Source organism: Corynebacterium kroppenstedtii (assembly GCF_016894245.1).
Classification (GTDB): domain Bacteria; phylum Actinomycetota; class Actinomycetes; order Mycobacteriales; family Mycobacteriaceae; genus Corynebacterium.
This window is the reverse complement of record NZ_CP069792.1, coordinates 1,585,446-1,603,927: the sequence shown is the minus strand read 5'-3', so window position 1 is coordinate 1,603,927 and position 18,482 is coordinate 1,585,446. Positions and strand designations below refer to the sequence as shown.

General features: G+C 57.7%; 14 protein-coding genes. 10 read left to right on the top strand and 4 right to left on the bottom strand.

What is annotated here, in order from left to right; translation table 11 throughout:
- Window positions 1-192: 192 nt before the first annotated feature.
- Window positions 193-2,430 (top strand): 4-alpha-glucanotransferase, encoded by a 2,238-nt coding sequence (gene malQ / locus I6J23_RS06990; protein WP_204581445.1) that lies wholly within the window; start codon window positions 193-195, stop codon window positions 2,428-2,430.
- A gap of 84 nt (window positions 2,431-2,514) precedes the next feature.
- Here malQ and I6J23_RS06985 read toward each other — a convergent pair whose 3' ends face one another.
- Complete coding sequence (locus I6J23_RS06985; protein ID WP_204581444.1) at window positions 2,515-2,739, bottom strand: hypothetical protein; 225 nt, start codon at window positions 2,737-2,739, stop codon at window positions 2,515-2,517.
- A 329-nt stretch (window positions 2,740-3,068) separates the two neighbouring features.
- On the opposite strand from I6J23_RS06985, the gene I6J23_RS06980 reads away from it, so the two are divergent.
- The 6 genes from I6J23_RS06980 to I6J23_RS06955 all read left to right on the top strand — a co-directional run bounded on the left by I6J23_RS06980 (window position 3,069) and on the right by I6J23_RS06955 (window position 12,081).
- Window positions 3,069-4,175 carry a squalene/phytoene synthase family protein gene (locus I6J23_RS06980; RefSeq protein WP_204581443.1) on the top strand — a complete coding sequence of 369 codons (1,107 nt, stop codon included), beginning with the start codon at window positions 3,069-3,071 and terminating at the stop codon, window positions 4,173-4,175.
- A gap of 130 nt (window positions 4,176-4,305) precedes the next feature.
- Window positions 4,306-5,679, top strand: a complete 1,374-nt coding sequence (locus I6J23_RS06975; RefSeq protein ID WP_204581442.1) for a MalY/PatB family protein — start codon at window positions 4,306-4,308, stop codon at window positions 5,677-5,679.
- Between the two features lie 30 nt (window positions 5,680-5,709).
- The gene (locus tag I6J23_RS06970; protein WP_239454863.1) at window positions 5,710-7,311 is read left to right on the top strand and encodes an ABC transporter substrate-binding protein; all 1,602 of its coding nucleotides are present in this window, start codon (window positions 5,710-5,712) and stop codon (window positions 7,309-7,311) included.
- The gene (locus I6J23_RS06965) at window positions 7,308-8,270 is read left to right on the top strand and encodes an ABC transporter permease (protein ID WP_204581441.1); all 963 of its coding nucleotides are present in this window, start codon (window positions 7,308-7,310) and stop codon (window positions 8,268-8,270) included. The genes I6J23_RS06970 and I6J23_RS06965 overlap by 4 nt, the downstream gene beginning before the upstream one ends.
- Window positions 8,271-8,367: 97 nt before the next feature.
- On the top strand, window positions 8,368-10,953 hold the full coding sequence (locus I6J23_RS06960) for a dipeptide ABC transporter ATP-binding protein (protein WP_204581440.1): 2,586 nt from the start codon (window positions 8,368-8,370) through the stop codon (window positions 10,951-10,953).
- A 42-nt stretch (window positions 10,954-10,995) separates the two neighbouring features.
- Window positions 10,996-12,081 carry a hypothetical protein gene (locus I6J23_RS06955; RefSeq protein ID WP_204581439.1) on the top strand — a complete coding sequence of 362 codons (1,086 nt, stop codon included), beginning with the start codon at window positions 10,996-10,998 and terminating at the stop codon, window positions 12,079-12,081.
- On the opposite strand, the gene I6J23_RS06950 is transcribed toward I6J23_RS06955, so the two are convergent.
- Window positions 12,071-12,994, bottom strand: coding sequence for a 3-hydroxybutyryl-CoA dehydrogenase (locus I6J23_RS06950; protein WP_204581438.1), 924 nt, complete (start codon window positions 12,992-12,994; stop codon window positions 12,071-12,073). The two genes, I6J23_RS06955 and I6J23_RS06950, sit on opposite strands and share 11 nt — an antisense overlap.
- Before the next feature lie 188 nt (window positions 12,995-13,182).
- Window positions 13,183-14,061, bottom strand: coding sequence for a hypothetical protein (locus I6J23_RS06945; RefSeq protein ID WP_204581437.1), 879 nt, complete (start codon window positions 14,059-14,061; stop codon window positions 13,183-13,185).
- Window positions 14,062-14,272: 211 nt separating this feature from the next.
- Here I6J23_RS06945 and I6J23_RS10845 point away from each other — a divergent pair, with 211 nt between their 5' ends.
- Window positions 14,273-15,223 (top strand): HNH endonuclease family protein, encoded by a 951-nt coding sequence (locus I6J23_RS10845; protein ID WP_318744179.1) that lies wholly within the window; start codon window positions 14,273-14,275, stop codon window positions 15,221-15,223.
- 23 nt (window positions 15,224-15,246) lie between these two features.
- Here the strand turns inward: I6J23_RS10845 and lepA are convergent, their stop codons facing one another.
- Window positions 15,247-17,094, bottom strand: coding sequence for a translation elongation factor 4 (lepA, locus tag I6J23_RS06935; RefSeq protein WP_204581436.1), 1,848 nt, complete (start codon window positions 17,092-17,094; stop codon window positions 15,247-15,249).
- A 91-nt stretch (window positions 17,095-17,185) separates the two neighbouring features.
- Between lepA and I6J23_RS06930 the strand changes: the two genes are divergently transcribed.
- Entirely contained in the window at window positions 17,186-17,887 is a 702-nt protein-coding gene (locus I6J23_RS06930; RefSeq protein WP_239454862.1) for a type II toxin-antitoxin system PemK/MazF family toxin, read from the top strand.
- Between the two features lie 272 nt (window positions 17,888-18,159).
- Window positions 18,160-18,423, top strand: coding sequence for a 30S ribosomal protein S20 (gene rpsT / locus I6J23_RS06925; protein ID WP_012731973.1), 264 nt, complete (start codon window positions 18,160-18,162; stop codon window positions 18,421-18,423).
- The last annotated feature ends 59 nt before the right edge of the window (window positions 18,424-18,482 follow it).

The following is an 18,482-nucleotide window of genomic DNA, read 5'->3' as shown; positions in this document are numbered from 1 at the left end:
GTGATTGGTGAATAATCTACGCTATTCCTCCCACTCAATGTGGGGGATCAAATAATTAATGCTATCCCCCACCACATCCGGGCCACCACCACCCCCACAAGCAGTACTCATTTTCCCGACGGCTGCAGAATGACCCCCGCTACGTCCCCACGCGAGCCTGTTCAGACATCATCTTTCTGCAAGAATGGCCCCGTGACCTACTCAGAAAAACTCCGCTCCCTCAGCGCACACTGTGGCGTTGCAACGTCCTACACCGACTATCGCGGCTCCCACGTGGACGTCGCCGACGAAACACTCGAGAACACCCTGCACGCCCTTGGCCTGAGTTTTTCCCACGACGACGCCGGCATCGATGCAGCTAGCGAATACTTTTACACCAAAGAAGCCACCCGATCCCTTCCCCCCACTGTTATCGGAGTCGAAGGCGAGGACGTCACCTTCCCCGTTCACGTTATCGACGGCGAACCTGTGGACGTCTGGGTAGTCACCGAAGACGGGGGACGATACGACTGCCAGCAAATTGAGGATCTCACCCCCGCGAGGCACGTCGATTATCCCGTTAACCATGCTGGCGAACCACTTACGGGCAATAAACTCGACGCGGGCGCGGACGGGGCAAGCGCGGCCGCTCATGCTTCTGGCGCGGCGAGCTACGGGCAAGCGTCATTTACCGTCCCGAAAGACCTGCCACTGGGATGGCACACCATTTATGCCTCCTCCCCCACACGCGGCCAGGCAGAAACGACCCTCATTATTACGCCCTCCCGCCTCTCTGCCGCCGACGACCTCGGCGCTCATCCCCAAGCGGGTTTGATGGCGCAGCTCTATTCGGTCCGCGATTCCGGGGCCTGGGGAATCGGGGATTTCTACACCTTGGGTACACTCGCCCGCCATGCCGCAGAACAGGGGAGCTCGTTTATCCTGGCCAACCCACTTCACGCAGCGGAACCCGCGCCGCCGGTGGAGGATTCACCGTATCTTCCCACCACGCGTCGCTATATCAACCCGATCTATATTCGTCCCGGCGCGATCCCCGAGGCCGCCCACCTTCCCGACGATGCCGCCGAGGCACTGCAGGAACGGGGACGTCGTCATTACCCAGAGAACACCTCGTCGGCCTATATCAACCGGAACCCTATTTATGCCGACAAGTTGCTGAGCTTGAAAGACATTTACGACGTCGAACGGTCGGCGACGCGGCAACACGCGTTCGATACCTTTGTTGAGCATGAGGGCGAGGGCCTCACACGCTTTGCACAATGGTGCGCTGACCAGTCAGAACCGTGGTGGCGTGAGAAGCTCGGTCATGACAGTGAGGACGATTCGTTCCCGCCGCGCAACTATTGGGTCGGCTTTTACCAGTGGCTCCAGTGGATCGTCGATGAGCAGCTGGAAGCAGCCGACGTGACCGCTCGTGATAGCGGAATGAGCCTCGGGCTGATGGCTGATCTTGCGGTGGGAGTCCACCCGGGTGGATCAGATGCGGAAGCACTGGCCCCCTACCTAGCGCCGGATTGTTCGGTGGGAGCCCCGCCCGATGGGTATAACCAAATGGGTCAGGACTGGTCCCAACCCCCGTGGCACCCGTGGAAGCTAGCGGAAGCAGGGTATCGCCCATGGCGTGACCTGCTGCGCACTGTCCTCCGTCACGCCGGAGGCATCCGAGTTGACCACATCCTGGGGCTCTTCCGCCTGTGGTGGATACACCGCCCTGCACCTGGCGAAGCAGCTGATCCCCGCGCCGGGACGTACGTGAACTACGACCACGCGGCGATGGTGGGCATTCTTGCGCTGGAGGCGGAACGCGTAGGTGCCGTCGTTGTCGGTGAGGATCTCGGCACATTCGAGCCGTGGGTTCAAGACTATTTGCAATCGCGCGGCATCATGGGGACGTCGATTCTCTGGTTTGAAAATGACAACGATGCGCCGCGGCACTCCGAGAATTATCGACGCTTGTGCTTGGCGTCGGTGACGACTCACGATTTGCCCCCGACCGCCGGATACTTGGATGGCGAGCACGTGACGCTGCGTCAGAAGCTGGGAATTTTGACGTCGGATCCGAAAGAAGAGGATGCCAACGATCTGGAGTGGCAGAACCGCGTTCTCGACACGGTGCGCGAGCATGGTGATTTCGACGGAACTCCCGCCGACGTGTCCTACGAGGGGTTGGCGCGCGATGAACGGCCGAATTCGGCGGCCATTATTGCTGGGCTTCATAAATTCCTGGCGGAGTCGCCCGCTGCGCTGACCTGCACGAGTTTGGTCGACATTGTTCACGATCGGCGAGTACAGAACCAGCCGGGAACCACGGCGGATATCTATCCCAACTGGAGGGTTCCGTTGTGCGACGATGATGGGAATGCAGTGGTGCTGGAGGACCTATTTAGGTCCGATGAGTGGGCACAATCCTATTTCCACTCGCGGCGGTAGCGTGCTCTCAGAAATGCGCTACGAGGTAGGCAACCACAATAACCGCGATAAGGAGAAAGAGGAAGTTTCTCACCTGGGAATTCTTCACGAGCCCTCCTTCCCATCATCGCCGTCCGCTGTCAGGTTGCGATCGTTAATAGCATTCTCGATCGGTATACCGACCTTATCAACAAGGTGAAGAACGACCCACGCCACACCCATCGACACGACGACGACAATCGGTATAACGATGGGTGCTTGGCCCCACACGGATAAAGAGGTAATCCACTGTTCTGCCGAATTCCATGCGTCCGCAATGGTCTGGGACAACGGCTAGGGAGAGACGGACGAAGCGTACACGATATCGTGTACATCCCTCGACGCTGCACCAGATAAAGCTAATACATCAGGATGGGTCATCATGGCGCGATACCCGCTCCTCCTCGATACAGGTTCTTAGTCACAGGGCCCTGGGCCAAGCGGTCCCCATATGACCTTTGTTAACAATTGTTATCAAGCGCCCTATTTGTGGGGGCGTTGATGGACGGATCCCATTATGCACGCCTTCGTAATGCAACGAGTCCGTGATCACTACTCACAGATCACTACTCACACGAAAGGCCCCAAGCCTTCCGGCATAAACGTGATTGAATGGTTCTATGACTTCGGAGCCGCCTACCGAACCGTCGAAAGATATGACGCCCCTCGATGACCGTGCGGAACATGATCGCACGGGGAGCACCCACGCGCCCACCGCAGAGAGCAACCATGCGCCCAGCCCAAATGACGATGCTCGGGCTAGTCTCTACGCCTCCACGGCTGAACTCTACGATCGTGTGGCGGCACGCTTGTCTTCCCGGCTAATACACACATACTCAACGTCGTTCACGTTATCGACGCGCCTCCTTGGCCCGCGAGTCCGGCAGGATATCCACAATCTCTACGGAATTGTCCGCGTGGCCGATGAGGTTGTCGACGGCGCAGCAGGCGGACACGGCCTGTCCCCAGAACACATTCGGGACATCCTCAACGATTATGAACAACGTGTTTACGAAGGCTGGGCCACCGGGTTTTCGACCGATCCGATCATTCACGCGTTTGCCGACACAGCGCGGTCATGCGACATCAAAAATAACCATCTCACGGCCTTTTTCGAATCAATGCGTGCTGATATTCCCACGTCTGCTTCCCCATCTACCCCGGCATCGTCGCTCTCCAGCACCCAGCGCTCACCACAGTCCACGACGGTGTACGATGCCGCAGCCCGAGACACATACATTTATGGTTCGGCGGAAGTCATTGGCCTCATGTGCCTGTCAATTTTCTTGCGCGACGAAACACCGTCGTCCGCCGACCGTCACACGATGGAACAGGGTGCTCGCCATCTCGGAGCAGCCTTTCAAAAAATCAATTTTCTTCGGGATTACGCGGCGGATCGTGACGGCCTGAATCGCGATTACCTCGCGCATGGGCAGCCACTCAATGACGAGACCAAAGATTCTTTCCTAACTGAGATATATCGCGATTTATCTATCGCTCACCAGGCTATTCCTCTCCTCCCCACGAGCTCACGTCTCGGGGTACGCGCTGCATATGCTCTCTTTTTGAGGCTTGCTCATGCTCTGGACCATACATCGGCTCAGAAAGTGACCTCTTCCAGAATCCGCGTGGGAAATGCCACCAAAATTCTTACGACGGCGCAGTCTGTGGTGGCCGGGGAGACCCGCCGCTTCCGCACACGCCATCACCGCGGTGCCAATTTTTGACGCTCCTCTCGTCGCCATGACCGTCGCACCAACAATGACGAACCCTCCCGGATGGGTGAAGTAGAGCCAGACTGCCCTGGTTATCCCCTTAATATGTTCGATGTCACCGATAACGACTATCCTTGCTGGCATGCCTGGCCACCAATTTTCCACCCTCTCGATAGAGGAACTGCGTGCCCGCGGAACGACGAAGTGGACTCATTTTCCTCCCGACGTGCTGCCCGTCTGGATCGCGGAATCCGACTTCGATACCTGCCCGGCCGTGATCGACGCGGTTAACGCGGGTGTTCGTCGGCAATATTTCGGTTATCCACCCGAACTCCCTGAGCTCGGGGAAGCCCTCAGTTCGTGGTGCCACGACGCATATGGGTGGGACGTTGACCCGACTACCATCGCAGGCGTGCCCGACGTGGTTCGAGGTCTTCGGCTGGCCATCACGCACTTCACGGATCCTGGCAGCCCCATCGTCATCCCTATCCCCGCATATATGCCGTTTTTCGCGCTGCTGGAGGTATGCGACCGGCCTGGAGTGTTCGTCCCCATGATCCAGGACACCGCGACCAGCCGGTGGGTATTCGACCTCGACGGTCTGGAGCGGGCATTCGCCAATGGTGCTGGCAGCATGATCCTGTGCAACCCGCACAACCCCTTGGGGACCGCTTTTACTGCCGACGAACTTCGCGCGGTGACCGATCTCGCAGCCCGCTATGACGTGCGCGTTTTCTCCGACGAAATCCACGGGCCACTGGTTTATGACCGCCCGCATATCCCGACGGCGAGCGTGTCCGAGACCGCTGCCCGCGTGACGATCACGGCCACGGCTACCTCAAAGGGGTGGAACACGGCCGGCTTGAAATGCGCGCAACTGATTTTCACGAATTCCGCCGACAAATATGTGTGGGATACGCGCATTAACTTCCTGGATAAGGAGGGGGTATCGACGCTCGGCCAGCTGGCAGCGATCGGAGCGTACAGGGATGGCCGGGAATGGCTCCGGGAGGAAATTGATTACCTCCGCGACAACAAGAACCTTCTTGTTGAGGCTCTCAACCGGATTCCGAATGTGCGCACTACTAACCCAGAAGCGACGTTCTTGCTGTGGGTGGACATGACCGATGTGGTCATTCCCGCTGTGCCGGATGAATCTCGGAATGGCGAGGACAACGACACCGCCGACAAGGGAATAACGTTCGGCGACAGTATCCGCCGTGGCGGTCTCAACCCCGAACAATGGCTGGTCAAACACGCGAAGTTAGCACCTAATGACGGTGCTGCTTTCGCTGCACCTCCCGCCGAGTCCGCGCAGGGGAACACGGCACAGGGGAACGGCAACGAATCCCAATCGCTCCCCCACGGATTCGGATGCATTCGGATCAATTTCGCAACCTCGCGCGACATCTGTGAAATGATTGCCACTACGTTGACCCAGCTCTTCGGCTCCACCGAGAATCCGAATGGCACACGACGCCACACCACACTAACCGGTGCCCCAGAGGCTCACTAACCACCAACGCTAACCATCCACGAATAACCCATGGTCGGACTTCTCACAGCACATACGTCGACAACCTCGGCGTCGAAGCGTCGGAAATTGCAACACCTCGCCACAGTCACGGTAACAACCACGGTGGCGGCCCTCTCACTGTTCCTCGGCGGGTGCAGCGCGGGCCACACCGCGGTCCAAACGGGACGCGTCGCCTCCGACGACTCCGCCGTCATCGCGCTGACGGCAGCCCCCGCCACCCTTGACTTCACAAAATCCGGCGGCGCAGCGATAACGCAGGCGTTGATCGGGAATGTGTACGAAGGCCTGGTCCGAATATCGTCCCAAGGAGATATCGAACCCCAGCTGGCGACGTCGTGGGACCTCTCCGCGGACCGCACCACCTACACCTTTCACCTGCGGAAAGGGGTTCATTTTTCCAACGGCGACGAGTTCACCGCCGACACCGCCAAGTTCAGCATCGACCGAGTGAAGTCGGACGCGTGGACCAACGGACTCAAAGCGGGGATGAAACCGGTGACGCGCACGCAGGCCGTCGATAAATACACGTTGGCCGTCGCGCTCTCCGCGCCCAGTAACGGCTGGCTGTGGTCCATGGGCACGCTCATCGGGGCACAGATGACACCCCGTGGCGTCGATCATTTGGCCACCGCACCCGTCGGGACCGGCCCTTTTACCGTCGACGAGTACAAGGTCGGCCGATTCCTCACCTTGACGGCGAACCAGTCATATTGGGGCCAGCAGCCAGCCACCCGCCATGTGGCGTTGCGCTATATGACAGATTCCACCGCTACAGCGAACGCCCTTCGATCAGGTGACGTCGACGCGATTGTCGGGATGGACGCCCCGGAGATGGTTTCGTCCTTCCGCGGGAACAAACGGTATGCCGTTGACGTCGGGACGACCACTGGCAAAGTGCTGCTGACTATGAACAATAAGCGTGCGCCTTTTAATGACGTCCGCGTGAGGCGAGCAGTGATGTACGCAATTAACCGGCAGGCAGTGATCGATACCGCATGGGGTGGGTTTGGTGAAGATACGGGGGGCGTGCCTGCCCCGCCGACGGATCCATGGTCATATCGCTCCACCGAGTACCCCTATGATCCCGATCGGGCTCGGCAGTTGCTGTCCGACGCTGGTGTCCACGACGTCGATATCACCTTCACTGTGCCGGCTCGCGCCTATGCAACGAACGCTGCAGAACTCATCATTTCTGAGCTAGAAGACGTCGGGATTCACGCTCATATCGAATCGCAGGAATTCCCCGCCGTATGGTTGTCTCAAACTCTTACCCAACATGACTACGACATGTCTATCATTGAGCACGCTGAGGCCCGGGACATTCCCACATTGTTCGGAAACCCGGACTACTACCTCGGTTACGACGACGAGCAAACACGCACACTCTTGTCCGCTGCGGATTCCGCTCCCCCTGATCAGTACGCACCTCTCATGCGCACAGCGGTTGATCGGATCATGAATCAAGCAGGTGCTAACACGATATTCATCTATCCCAACATCGTTGTGCGAGATAAAGACCTCACCGGCATCCCCACGACTATTGCCGGACAAGGGCTTGAACTCGCTGGTATCAGTCGCACCCATCACTCAACTGCACGGAGCGAATCATGACAGCTCACGTACGCATCGTAGGCAGGATTGTTCTGCGCTATGTCGTGTCTTTGTGGGCCGCGTCGGTCATCATTTTCATGATCATGCGGTTAATTCCGGGTGATCCCGCAGAAGTTTCCCTGGGCGAGACCGCAACGCCACAAGCCATCGAGTCGATGAAGCACACGCTGGGAACTGATCAACCGCTTATCAACCAGTATTTTTCGTGGATTACCGGGATGCTGCATGGGCAATTCGGGGTCTCCTACTCTAGTGGCACAGATATCGGACCAATACTGATGGACCGGACGGCGGTTAGCCTCATTCTGGTGTTGACCAGTATGGTTCTTGCCATTGTGCTCGCCGTGCCCCTGGGCACCTGGGCGGCCATGCGTAACCACAAACCGGACGGCACTGCCCTATCCGTACTGTCACACGTTGGTATCGCGATTCCAAGTTTCTTGGCCGGTATCCTGTTGATCTCGCTTTTTGCCGTTCATTGGAGCATTCTCCCTGCTAATGGGTGGGTTCCTCCCGACCAGTCCTTCACCGGTTTCCTCCGACGGCTCATCCTTCCCTGTTGCGCATTGGCGTTCATTCAGGCCGCCATCCTGACGCGCTATGTTCGTTCAGCAGTGTTGGAGGTTCTCCACCAGGAATACATCCGTACTGCCCGGTCAACGGGCTTATCGACGCTTCACGCCCTCGTCGTCCATGGTGCGAGAAATGCAGCTGAGCCCATAGTGGCTGTCATTGGCGTCAACATGGCCACACTTGTCGTCGGAGCTGTGCTTATTGAGCAGGTTTTTGTCATCCCCGGATTAGGATCGTACGTCCTTGATGCGGTGAATAGCCGAGACATGATTACCGTCCAGAGCTGCGTCATGATGCTGGTCACCATTACACTGACCGTCACGCTAGCGGCCGATGCCGTAGCGGCGCTGATCGACCCCAGAATGTCGAGGTCACGCCTTGTCTAATTCACCCACACACGCACCACGCCCCGGGACACGGAATCCAGTGATGGAAGGTACAAACCGGCCTCTAAAGACGATTACCGGAGCCAACCATCGCGTCATGTTCGTGGTCGGGGCCGCCATAGTAAGCCTGGTCGTTCTCGTCGCACTGATATCGCTGATATGGACACCGTATGGGCCCCAAGAGGCTAACCCAGCGTCAGCACTGCAGCCACCGAGTTGGGACCATTGGATGGGAACCGACAGATACGGCCGGGATACGTTATCGCGGATCATGGTTGGATCCCAGATTTCACTCGAAGTGAGCGTTCTCGCGGTTGCGATTGGTGCCGGCGTCGGCGTGCCGCTGGGTATACTTGCCGCGGTTCGCGGAGGGTGGCTCGATTCTTTCATCATGCGGCTGTCGGATTTAGCGCTGGCATTCCCGGCTCTCCTTCTGGCGATCATCGCTGGATCGGTCGTCGGCGTCGGTACGTCGTCGGAAATGGTGGCCATTGGGATTGCGTTTATCCCCAGCTTTGCTCGCGTGTCACGCGCTGGAACCCGCCAAGTACTCAGCCAGGACTATATTTTGTCCGCTCGAAGTGCGGGGATGGGGTGGTTCTCCATTGCGGTGAGGCATATCGTGCGCGGAATTACTGGTCTCATCATTGTCCAGGCGACGGTCTCCGTGGCACTCGCCATTCTGGCCGAGGCGGGTTTGTCCTTCTTGGGACTGGGGACACCGCCGCCGCAGGCTTCATGGGGGCGGATGCTCCAGGACGCTCAGGTTTTCCTCGATTCACATGCGGAGCTTGCCCTCTGGCCAGGGCTCGCTATCGCTCTCACGGTGCTGGGGTTCAATCTTCTCGGCGACGGGCTCCGCGATATCCTCGATCCATTCTCTCACCGGGCAATGTATGACGCCCCCGCCACGAGCGCGACTCGTGAGAAGCCCGAGCGGGGACCGGAAACAGAGGAGCCGTCGTTACACGCAGCAGCGGACGGATCGTCGTCGGCAATTCTGCAGGTGAAAGATCTTTCATTGACCACTCCCCGCTCTGCAGATGATGGCACAGGCGAGCGTCGATTAGTTGACTCCCTCAGCTTCAGTCTCGAGCCCGGTGCCAAACTCGGGCTCATCGGCGAGTCCGGATCAGGGAAGTCGTTAACCGCCCTGGCGATCATGGGGCTTTTACCCGATGATGTGCACCCCTCCGGATCGATCAAGTTAACTGGCGAGGACATCATCGGGGCTACCGATAGCGCCCTCAGTCAGTGTCGAAGCGCGCGTATGTCGATGGTTTTCCAAGAGCCTATGACTGCGCTGAATCCTCTCATGACTGTGGGCAAACAAATCGAGCGCGCATGCCGGGCCGGCACACGACAGGCCGGTCACATGGGACGAAACCACCTTCCGCGTGGAAACAATCGCCGGCAGCGTGAAGCCAGAGTCCGTGACCTTCTTGATTCGGTAGGACTCCCCAAGCGCGCCTACCATTCATATCCGTTTGAGCTTTCCGGGGGCCAACGCCAACGAGTTCTCATCGCGATGGCATTTGCCAATGACCCCGAGCTGCTCATTTGCGATGAGCCGACCACGGCATTGGATGTCACAGTTCAGCGGTCTATTTTGATGCTGATTAACCGACTGGTTCGGGACAACAACACCGCGCTGCTGTTCATCACGCATGATTTAACCGTCGTTGCCAACATGTGTGACAACATCCTGGTCTTGAAAGATGGCGTTCCACGCGAATACGGGACGACAGAGCACATCTTGCAGCGCCCCCGAGACGCATACACAGCGATGCTGGTTCAGAATGCGCACGTTCACGATGTGCGTGACGCGCATAAAGAGCACGTTCACAATTCCCGCGCTGAACGTGAGTTTCGTGTCGGGGGCTCCCCGACGCCATCGTCAACCGATCCTCTCATCCAGGTCCACCATGTAAGCCAGGTATTCGATCAACGTCAGAACCGCTTCGGGCCGTCGTCGGCAATCACTGCTGTCGACGATGTGACATTAGACATCCGCCGGGGCGAACGCCTTGGCATCGTCGGCGAATCTGGATCGGGCAAAACTACCCTGCTGAAGATCATGGCGGGGCTCACCCGACCGACATCCGGCGATGTCCGTGTCGACGGGCGCGCCATTACCAATCCGCACGATATGAGCCGCTATGGGCAGGTTGTCTTCCAGGATCCGCGTGGTTCCTTGGATCCCACCATGACTATCGGTGATTCGCTGGCCGAACCACTCCGCGCGCAACCACATCCCCTCCCCCGAGACGAACAGCGCGAACGCATAGCCACCGTGCTCAAGCAGGTGGGGCTGGATCCGTCGGCAATAGATCGGTTCCCTCATCACTTCAGTGGTGGCCAACGGCAGCGGATTTCACTTGCCCGCGCGCTGACTACCCACCCTCATATTCTTCTTGCCGACGAGCCCGTGTCGGCGTTGGACGTCACCGTGCGGAACCGCGTCATTGCGCTTCTCGATGAGCTGGCCGAAGACTATGGACTGACAATGGTGTTCTTATCGCACGACCTTGACGTTGTACGGCACATTTGTGACACAGTCGCTGTGATGAAGGACGGGTGCATCGTCGAAAAGGGGACGAGCGATCGGATTTATCACCATCCTCAGCATGAGTACACGAAGGAACTTATTAGCGCTGCCCGCCAACCGGTCCCACCGACCTAAATCTCGACCGCCCATGACAGAGCGGCTGGTAAGCTCGCCGGCATGAAAGCTAAATATCGTTCTGATCCTAAGGGGGATGATTCCATCACGAATACCAATGACCATTACAACTTTTATGAGCAGCTGAACCTGGATCCATCTCTAGGGCCTGACGAGCTTGTCGACATCTGCACGTCCCGGCTGCGCGAGCTGGAGGACAACGGTGTTCCTGAAACCGATGCGCGCGTGCAAGAGCTTCTAGCGGCTCGGACGATTTTCCACAATGACCGGGCGAAGGCCACCTACGACGATGCGCTGCAGCGGACTGATATCACGGCGATGACTGTTCCGGCGCTGCGTCATCTTGCCCGCACAGGAACATTGCCGGACGAGTATGCCAGTGCGACAGCTTCCGGCACCCAAAGTGATGAGGTCGGCGCACACTGGGGTGAGGGGAACGCGGCGACTGGTCAATCCTCGGAAGAAAGCCTGGACGCACAGGCTGGGTCTGAAGAAGATGGTCAATCCTCCGCCAAGGCGCTGTCGCCATTTAGCGCTGCTCCAACACCAATCAAGATCAGTGTGACGCTGATTGGTCTTATGGGAATCATTGCAGCGGTTGCCGTCGTATGGTCCCGCTTCTCTGATGATGTTCAAGTCATCCGATACAACCCCATGACTGGCGCTGTGATGTATAACCACCCGACGTTCACAGTCAACGAGTCATGGGCGATGCTCACGATGGGGGCCGGCATTCTTATTCCCGCCCTTCTTGTGCCCCAGCTTCGACGCTTCATGCGCGTGCCTGTGCTTGCTTACGCGGTCACGGGGCTGATGCTGTCAGCATTTCCGTATAAGTCCGTCGTCGTTGGTGAGGGCGACAAAATCGTGACCATCATTACCGCTCTGGCGTCGGCCGCGCTGATCGCGCTCGCCATGATGATGACCACTCGTACCCGCACAACACCCGACACATCGGGGCAGGATGGTTTCACTACCGCGGATCCTGATGGCTCTTCCTTCGAGGCGGAGAACGCTGGGGCTAGGACCGCGGGTGCTGAGTCCGCAGCGGCTTCTCGAACTGCAAGCGGCGCAGAGGTTACCGACCAGCACATCTCTGGTACTGCCGGCAAGCAGACTAACGAATAGGTTTGCCTTTCTCGTCGTACGTGTAAAAGCCTCGGCCGGTCTTCTTTCCTAGCCGACCGGCTTGGACCATCCGACGCAGCAGGGGCGGGCAGGCGTACGCCGGGTCGCCGTATTCGTCGACCATGACGTCGGCGATAGACGCGACAGTGTCCAGCCCCACCATGTCGGAAAGCGCAATAGGTCCCATGGGGTGTGCTGCACCATTGCGCATACCAGCGTCGATGTCTTCCTTCGTCGCCACGCCATTTTCCAGCATGCGGATCGCAGAAAGCAGGTAGGGCACCAACAAGAAGTTGACGATAAACCCGGAGCGATCCTTCGCCTTGATCACCGTTTTCTTGAGCACCTCACTGGCCCACTTTTCAGCCCGATCCGCGACGGCATCTGTCGTATCCAAGGTCCGAACGTGCTCAACTAACGGAAGAACCGGAACGGGGTTAAAGAAGTGCAGCCCCATCACGCGACCTGGGTTCGACGTTGCCGACGCAATCTGCTGAATCGGCAGCGACGAGGTGTTAGAACACAAAGGCGCATCGGGATCCGAAACAATCTTGTCGAGCTTCCCAAAAATATCGGCTTTGACCTCGGGATTTTCAACAATCGCTTCACAGACTAACTGGCGGTCCGCAAATTCTTCCAAGTCAGTAGTGATGCGGATACGCCCGAGCGCGGCATCCTTCTCCTTCTCAGACAGCTTGCCTCGTGATACACCGCGCTCGAGGGACTTGGTGATCCTCTCGAGGCCTTTGGCGGCGAACTCCTGGGTAGCTTCCCACGCTACGACGTCGGAACCATGACGGGCAGCAACCTCGATAATGCCTGACCCCATTTGACCAGCACCGACGACACCTACACGCAACGCTGAAATGTCGACCGAGTCCGATGCCTTATCGTTGTTCTTCTGATCTGCCATGAGTATGTTGTCCCCTCTTTTGCTCTTAGCCGCTGTGGTCAGCGTTTCATTGGTGGTTTCCCTTACGGGTGGTTTCCCTCATGGTAAAAACATCACTGGCTTTTCGTCGGAAAATACGAAAGAAAGTGGCAGTCGTACTCGCCCGGGGCCCATCCTCGTACTAGTCCCCCGTCCCAGTGTGGGGGCTTTTACCAGGTCTTATATTGCCTATCGTTGACGAAAAAGCCGTGTCCTTCAGCGCTGGTACACGTCATTCCACTTGCCTTCGATGTGCATGTGTAGCTGGTTGTGTAGTTCCCCTGGACTGGGATTGTTTTCGATTGACCATAAGGCAGCACAGGTCCTGTCCGTGGGAATTCTCCCTGCAAGAGCCAGTGGCACGGTTCCGCGTCGGGACCTCGGCGGAAACCAATCATGGTGTCATTTCTCGCTTCGACACCCAGATATGGGCATCGATTTTCGTCACCCCATCGGGGATGCTGATGGACATCACAGCCATCGTCATCCATCCCGCGGAACTGGCACACGATGTTGCCACTTGGACTCTGAAATACCGTCCGGCCTGGTGACGTCGTGGTTGCACCCCCACCTGCTGCGCCACTGCCGGTCCTGGGAGTTGCTGTCCCATTCTTCGCGGTTCGTGGCAATGCTGCGCGGTTCCCTTGTGCATCGCTCCGTTGTTGCTGGGCAGTTCCATTCGTCGCACCGCGCTGCGTGCCACTATGACGGCTGGTCGTCGTCGAATTGAGACTGGGATGCGGGTTATCTTGCAGGGTCCCTGTCGCCGGATGCGGTGTACGCGAGTTCGAGGTGGAATGAGTCTGCGACTGAGTTGCCGACGCTACCGACGTGTGATCATGGGCGGAATTCGCAACATCATCGCTGCTGCTACACCCAGCTAAGCCACCGCCGACGACAATCCCGACAGCCACCGCGATGCTCGCGCCACGTCGTGTGGTCTGCATGATCCGTCGACAACCGGCACGCCCAAAGAGGCCACGAGACTCGGACACCTCGGGGGTTCCCGTTACCTCGGGTTGGCGACGTCGACCATGGGGAGCATTCATATCACCGACAATACGTGACAACGCCGGGATAGGACACCCCCATTTCGCGCCACGAGATAGGTATGAGGTACGAAGGAAAACTCCACTACAGAGGCCATCGGGGCAAGGGTGCTCACTGTGAATAACGGCCACACCCGACGTGTTATCCGCAGTTTCCCCACGTCACCCCTATCCGAACTCGAGTTCGAATTTTGTGTGTATGATGTCCCTCATGCGAACGACGCGAGCACATTGTTCCAGCCACCATAAACCATTGTTTTCCCACTATTCACTCTCAGCACTGGTGGGCATTGTTCTCAGCCTCGGCCTTGTTATGCCCCTTGCAGGCTGCGGCGATATCGCTACACAGAGCAACAATGGTTCATCGTCCGCTGCCTCCGCAGCCAACAATGATGCCGCTCCCACGAACGATGGCACTGGACCAAACGACAATGGCTCAGCCGACGATGGCTCGTCACCCGCAGATTCTCCTGATCAAGGCGCTAATGAACCACCCGCAACGGATGCTGCTTTCCCCGGTTCCCCACGTGCTGAACACATCGGTCAGCTGAGCAAACAAGAAAGCGCCGATGCACTCACAGCGCTGAATGTCCCCTTCCCCACCGGCGACATTCACGCACTTCTCGCAGCGCTGCCTGAATCACCGCGTCGTGGTGGCGCAGAGCGATACCAGCGCAAGAATTTCGGCCCGTCATGGGCGGATGTGGACCGCAACGGCTGTGACACCCGCAATGACATCCTCCACCGGGACCTCACGGACATCACGACGAAACCGCCACAGGGATGCGTCGTTCTCACGGGGGAATTACATGACCCCTACACGGGCCACACCATCGATTTCCACCGTGGGAAGAAAACCTCGCAGGCCGTACAAATCGACCACGTCGTCGCCCTATCCAATGCATGGGCAAGCGGCGCCTATGCCTTGCCATACGCCGCGCGCACTGCTCTTGCCAACGATCCGCTCAATTTACTGGCAGTGGACGGCCCCACTAACAATGCCAAATCTGACAAGGACGCCGCCGAATGGATGCCGCCAAACACCGCCTACCAGTGCGGATACGCCGACCGGCAAGTTCGCGTGAAGGCGAAATACCATCTACGGGTGACGAGGCAGGAAAAGGAGGCGCTCACTGCCGTGCTTAATCAATGCGCGGCGTAACAAACCTGGCAGCCCGGCGCGACCTATTTCTTCCCCTCGTCCGTCGACAAGGCCGCAACGAACGCTTCCTGAGGAACGGACACGGAACCGATACTTTTCATGCGCTTCTTACCGGCCTTCTGTTTTTCCAGGAGTTTGCGCTTACGAGAAATATCGCCGCCATAGCACTTGGCCAGCACATCCTTGCGAACAGCACGGACATTCTCGCGCGCAATAATTTTCGAGCCGATCGCGGCCTGAATCGGCACCTCAAACTGCTGACGAGGAATAAGCTCCTTGAGCTTCGTCGTCATCTTATTGCCGTACCACTGCGCGTTGTCCCGGTGCACGATCGCAGAGAACGCATCCACTGGATCGCCCTGCAAGAGAATATCGACTTTCACAAGGTCAGCAATCTGCTCGCCTGCATCCTCATAATTTAAGGACGCATACCCCCTTGTGCGAGACTTCAACATGTCGAAGAAGTCGAAGATGATCTCTCCCAGCGGCATGGTGTACCGCAGCTCGACGCGATCCTCTGACAGATAATCCATACCGCCCATCTGGCCGCGCTTCGACTGGCAAAGTTCCATCGTCGGACCCAAGAACTCAGCCGGAACGATGACCGTCATTTTCACAATGGGTTCGTAGATCTCCCGCGGCTTTCCATCGGGCCAATCCGAAGGATTACGCACCTTAATCTCTTCACCGGCCTCCGTCACAACGCGGTACACCACCGACGGCGCCGTCGAGATCAAATCCAAATTGAACTCCCGCTCCAGCCGAACACGAGTAATTTCCATATGGAGCAAGCCCAAAAAGCCACACCGAAAACCAAAGCCCAAAGCCACAGACGACTCCGGCTCATACGTCAATGCAGCGTCATTGAGCTGCAACTTCTCCAAAGCGTCGCGCAAATCCGGGTACTGATCCGCCGAAATGGGGAATAAGCCCGAATACACCATCGGCTTCGGCTCTTCATACCCCTTCAGCGGTTCCGCTGCAGGATCATTCACCACGGTCACGGTGTCGCCCACCTTCGACTGGCGCACATCTTTCACACCTGTGATGAGGTACCCCACTTCTCCCACACCCAAACCGTCGGTTTTCTTAGGCTGCGGAGAGACAACACCAATTTCCAGCGTCTCGTGCGTGGCCCCCGTCGACATCATCTGAATCTTCTCACGAGCCTTCAGCCGACCATCCATCACACGAACATACGTCACGACACCGCGGTAGGTGTCGTACACTGAATCGAAAATCAACGCACGAGCAGGCGCATCCGGATCCCCCGTCGGCGCGGGAACTACATCGCACAACTTGTCTAATAACTCTGGGACGCCGTCACCCGTCTTCGCCGAAACCCGCAACACTTCTTCCGGTTCACAACCAATGATCAAGGCCAGCTCGTCGGCAAACTTGTCGGGATCCGCAGCGGGAAGATCGATCTTGTTCAACACCGGAATTATTTCCAGATCATTTTCCATCGCCAGATACAAGTTCGCGAGCGTCTGTGCCTCGATGCCCTGGGCAGCGTCGACAAGAAGGATGGCCCCCTCACATGCCTCCAATGCACGGGACACTTCATAAGTAAAATCGACGTGACCGGGGGTATCGATGAGATGGAGCACAATCTGCTCACCCGCGTGATCCCCGGTTGTGGGAACCCACGGCAGTCGCACGTTCTGGGCCTTAATTGTGATGCCCCGTTCGCGCTCAATATCCATGTTGTCCAGATATTGGTCGCGCATGTCACGATCACCGACCACCCCGGTGAGCTGCAGGATTCGATCCGCCAAAGTCGATTTCCCGTGGTCGATGTGTGCGATGATGCAAAAGTTCCGGATACGCGCCGGGTCGGTAAACGTTGTTTCCGCGTAGTTGGTGGCCATAAAAGAGCTGTGATCCTCTCCGTCAGTACTCGATGATCACAGTACTAGACGTTGGATTGCACCACTTTTCACACCGAATTATTGTGGGGACATGTTCGTACCGCGAGGAAATTCGGGCCCATTTTCATACGACTCTGAGCCCGAACGCCACACCCAGCGGTCTTCCCTGATCCGTCATCTCACCGGTTTTCTTGCCCACAAACGGGCGACCACGAGTGACGACGACTTCGAACTCCCTGATGCAGCCGGACGGTCCCACTCTCCACGCCGATCTCGTCGCGTGCCGACGTCATTCTCGCGACTATTCCACCACGAAGGTGCCCTGGATCAAGGCCTTGCTTCACTACAGCAGGGATTAGGAATGACGGACTCTAGCGTTTCGACGTTTAACAACGAGGATGAGCCGGTTCTCGCACGTCCCACAGGTGCCTGCGCTTCAACCCTCATTTATGCACCCGATATGGATGGGCAAGCCGATCCTGGCGAGGTGGTCTGGGTTCATTCTCCACACAAGGAATCCGATGGCCGGGAACGGGCGATCGTTATTCTCGGCCACCACGAGCGATACATTCGCGGACTTCTCATTTCGACCAACGACGAGCACTCGACCGATAACAACTGGCTCGAGATCGGTGCGGGGGGCTGGGACATACAAGGCCGACCCGCATGGGTGCGGTTGGACAAGATCATCGAGGTTCCTGACCACATGATTCGTCGGAAGGGAACGGTACTGCCACGGAGGCGGTTTGAACGCATCGCCAGTCGGCTGCGGACGGACTACAACTGGCGTTAGCGTCAGACCTGGTAAGCAACCTGGTATTGGACGCAGTTCTTGAAGCACTGTAAAGTGTCCCAAAGTTCTACCACGCATGTGGACGATGAGCCGGAGCAAGCAGGACCTTGGGTTTGCTCTTGAAGGTCGCTCATGTACGGGCCGATTTCGCGGGCCGATGCCCTTGTGTCGCCCTCCACATCCTCTTCACATGAGAAATGGCATGAAGAGTTTTGGTAGATCGCGTCGTGCGCACCCAGTGCATGACAAGCGTAGAGAAAGAGGTAAATCCCGTGGCAAACATTAAGTCCAAGAAAAAGCGCATCAAGACAAACGAAAAGGCCCGTCAGCGCAACAAGGCCATCCGTTCGCGCTTGCACACCGAAAACCGCAAGTTCCGTGAGCTCGTCGCTGCTGGTGATAAGGCTGGTGCCGAGGCTCAGCTTCGCTTGGCATCTCGCGAGTACGACAAAGCCGTTACTAAGGGCACTCTTCACCGCAACAATGCTGCGAACAAGAAGTCTGCGATGGCTAAGTTGTTCAACTCGATGGACTAATTTTCCTACGAGTCCACTGGTTCGTGTGGGTGGCAAGTCCGTGTGATCTTTCGGTCACC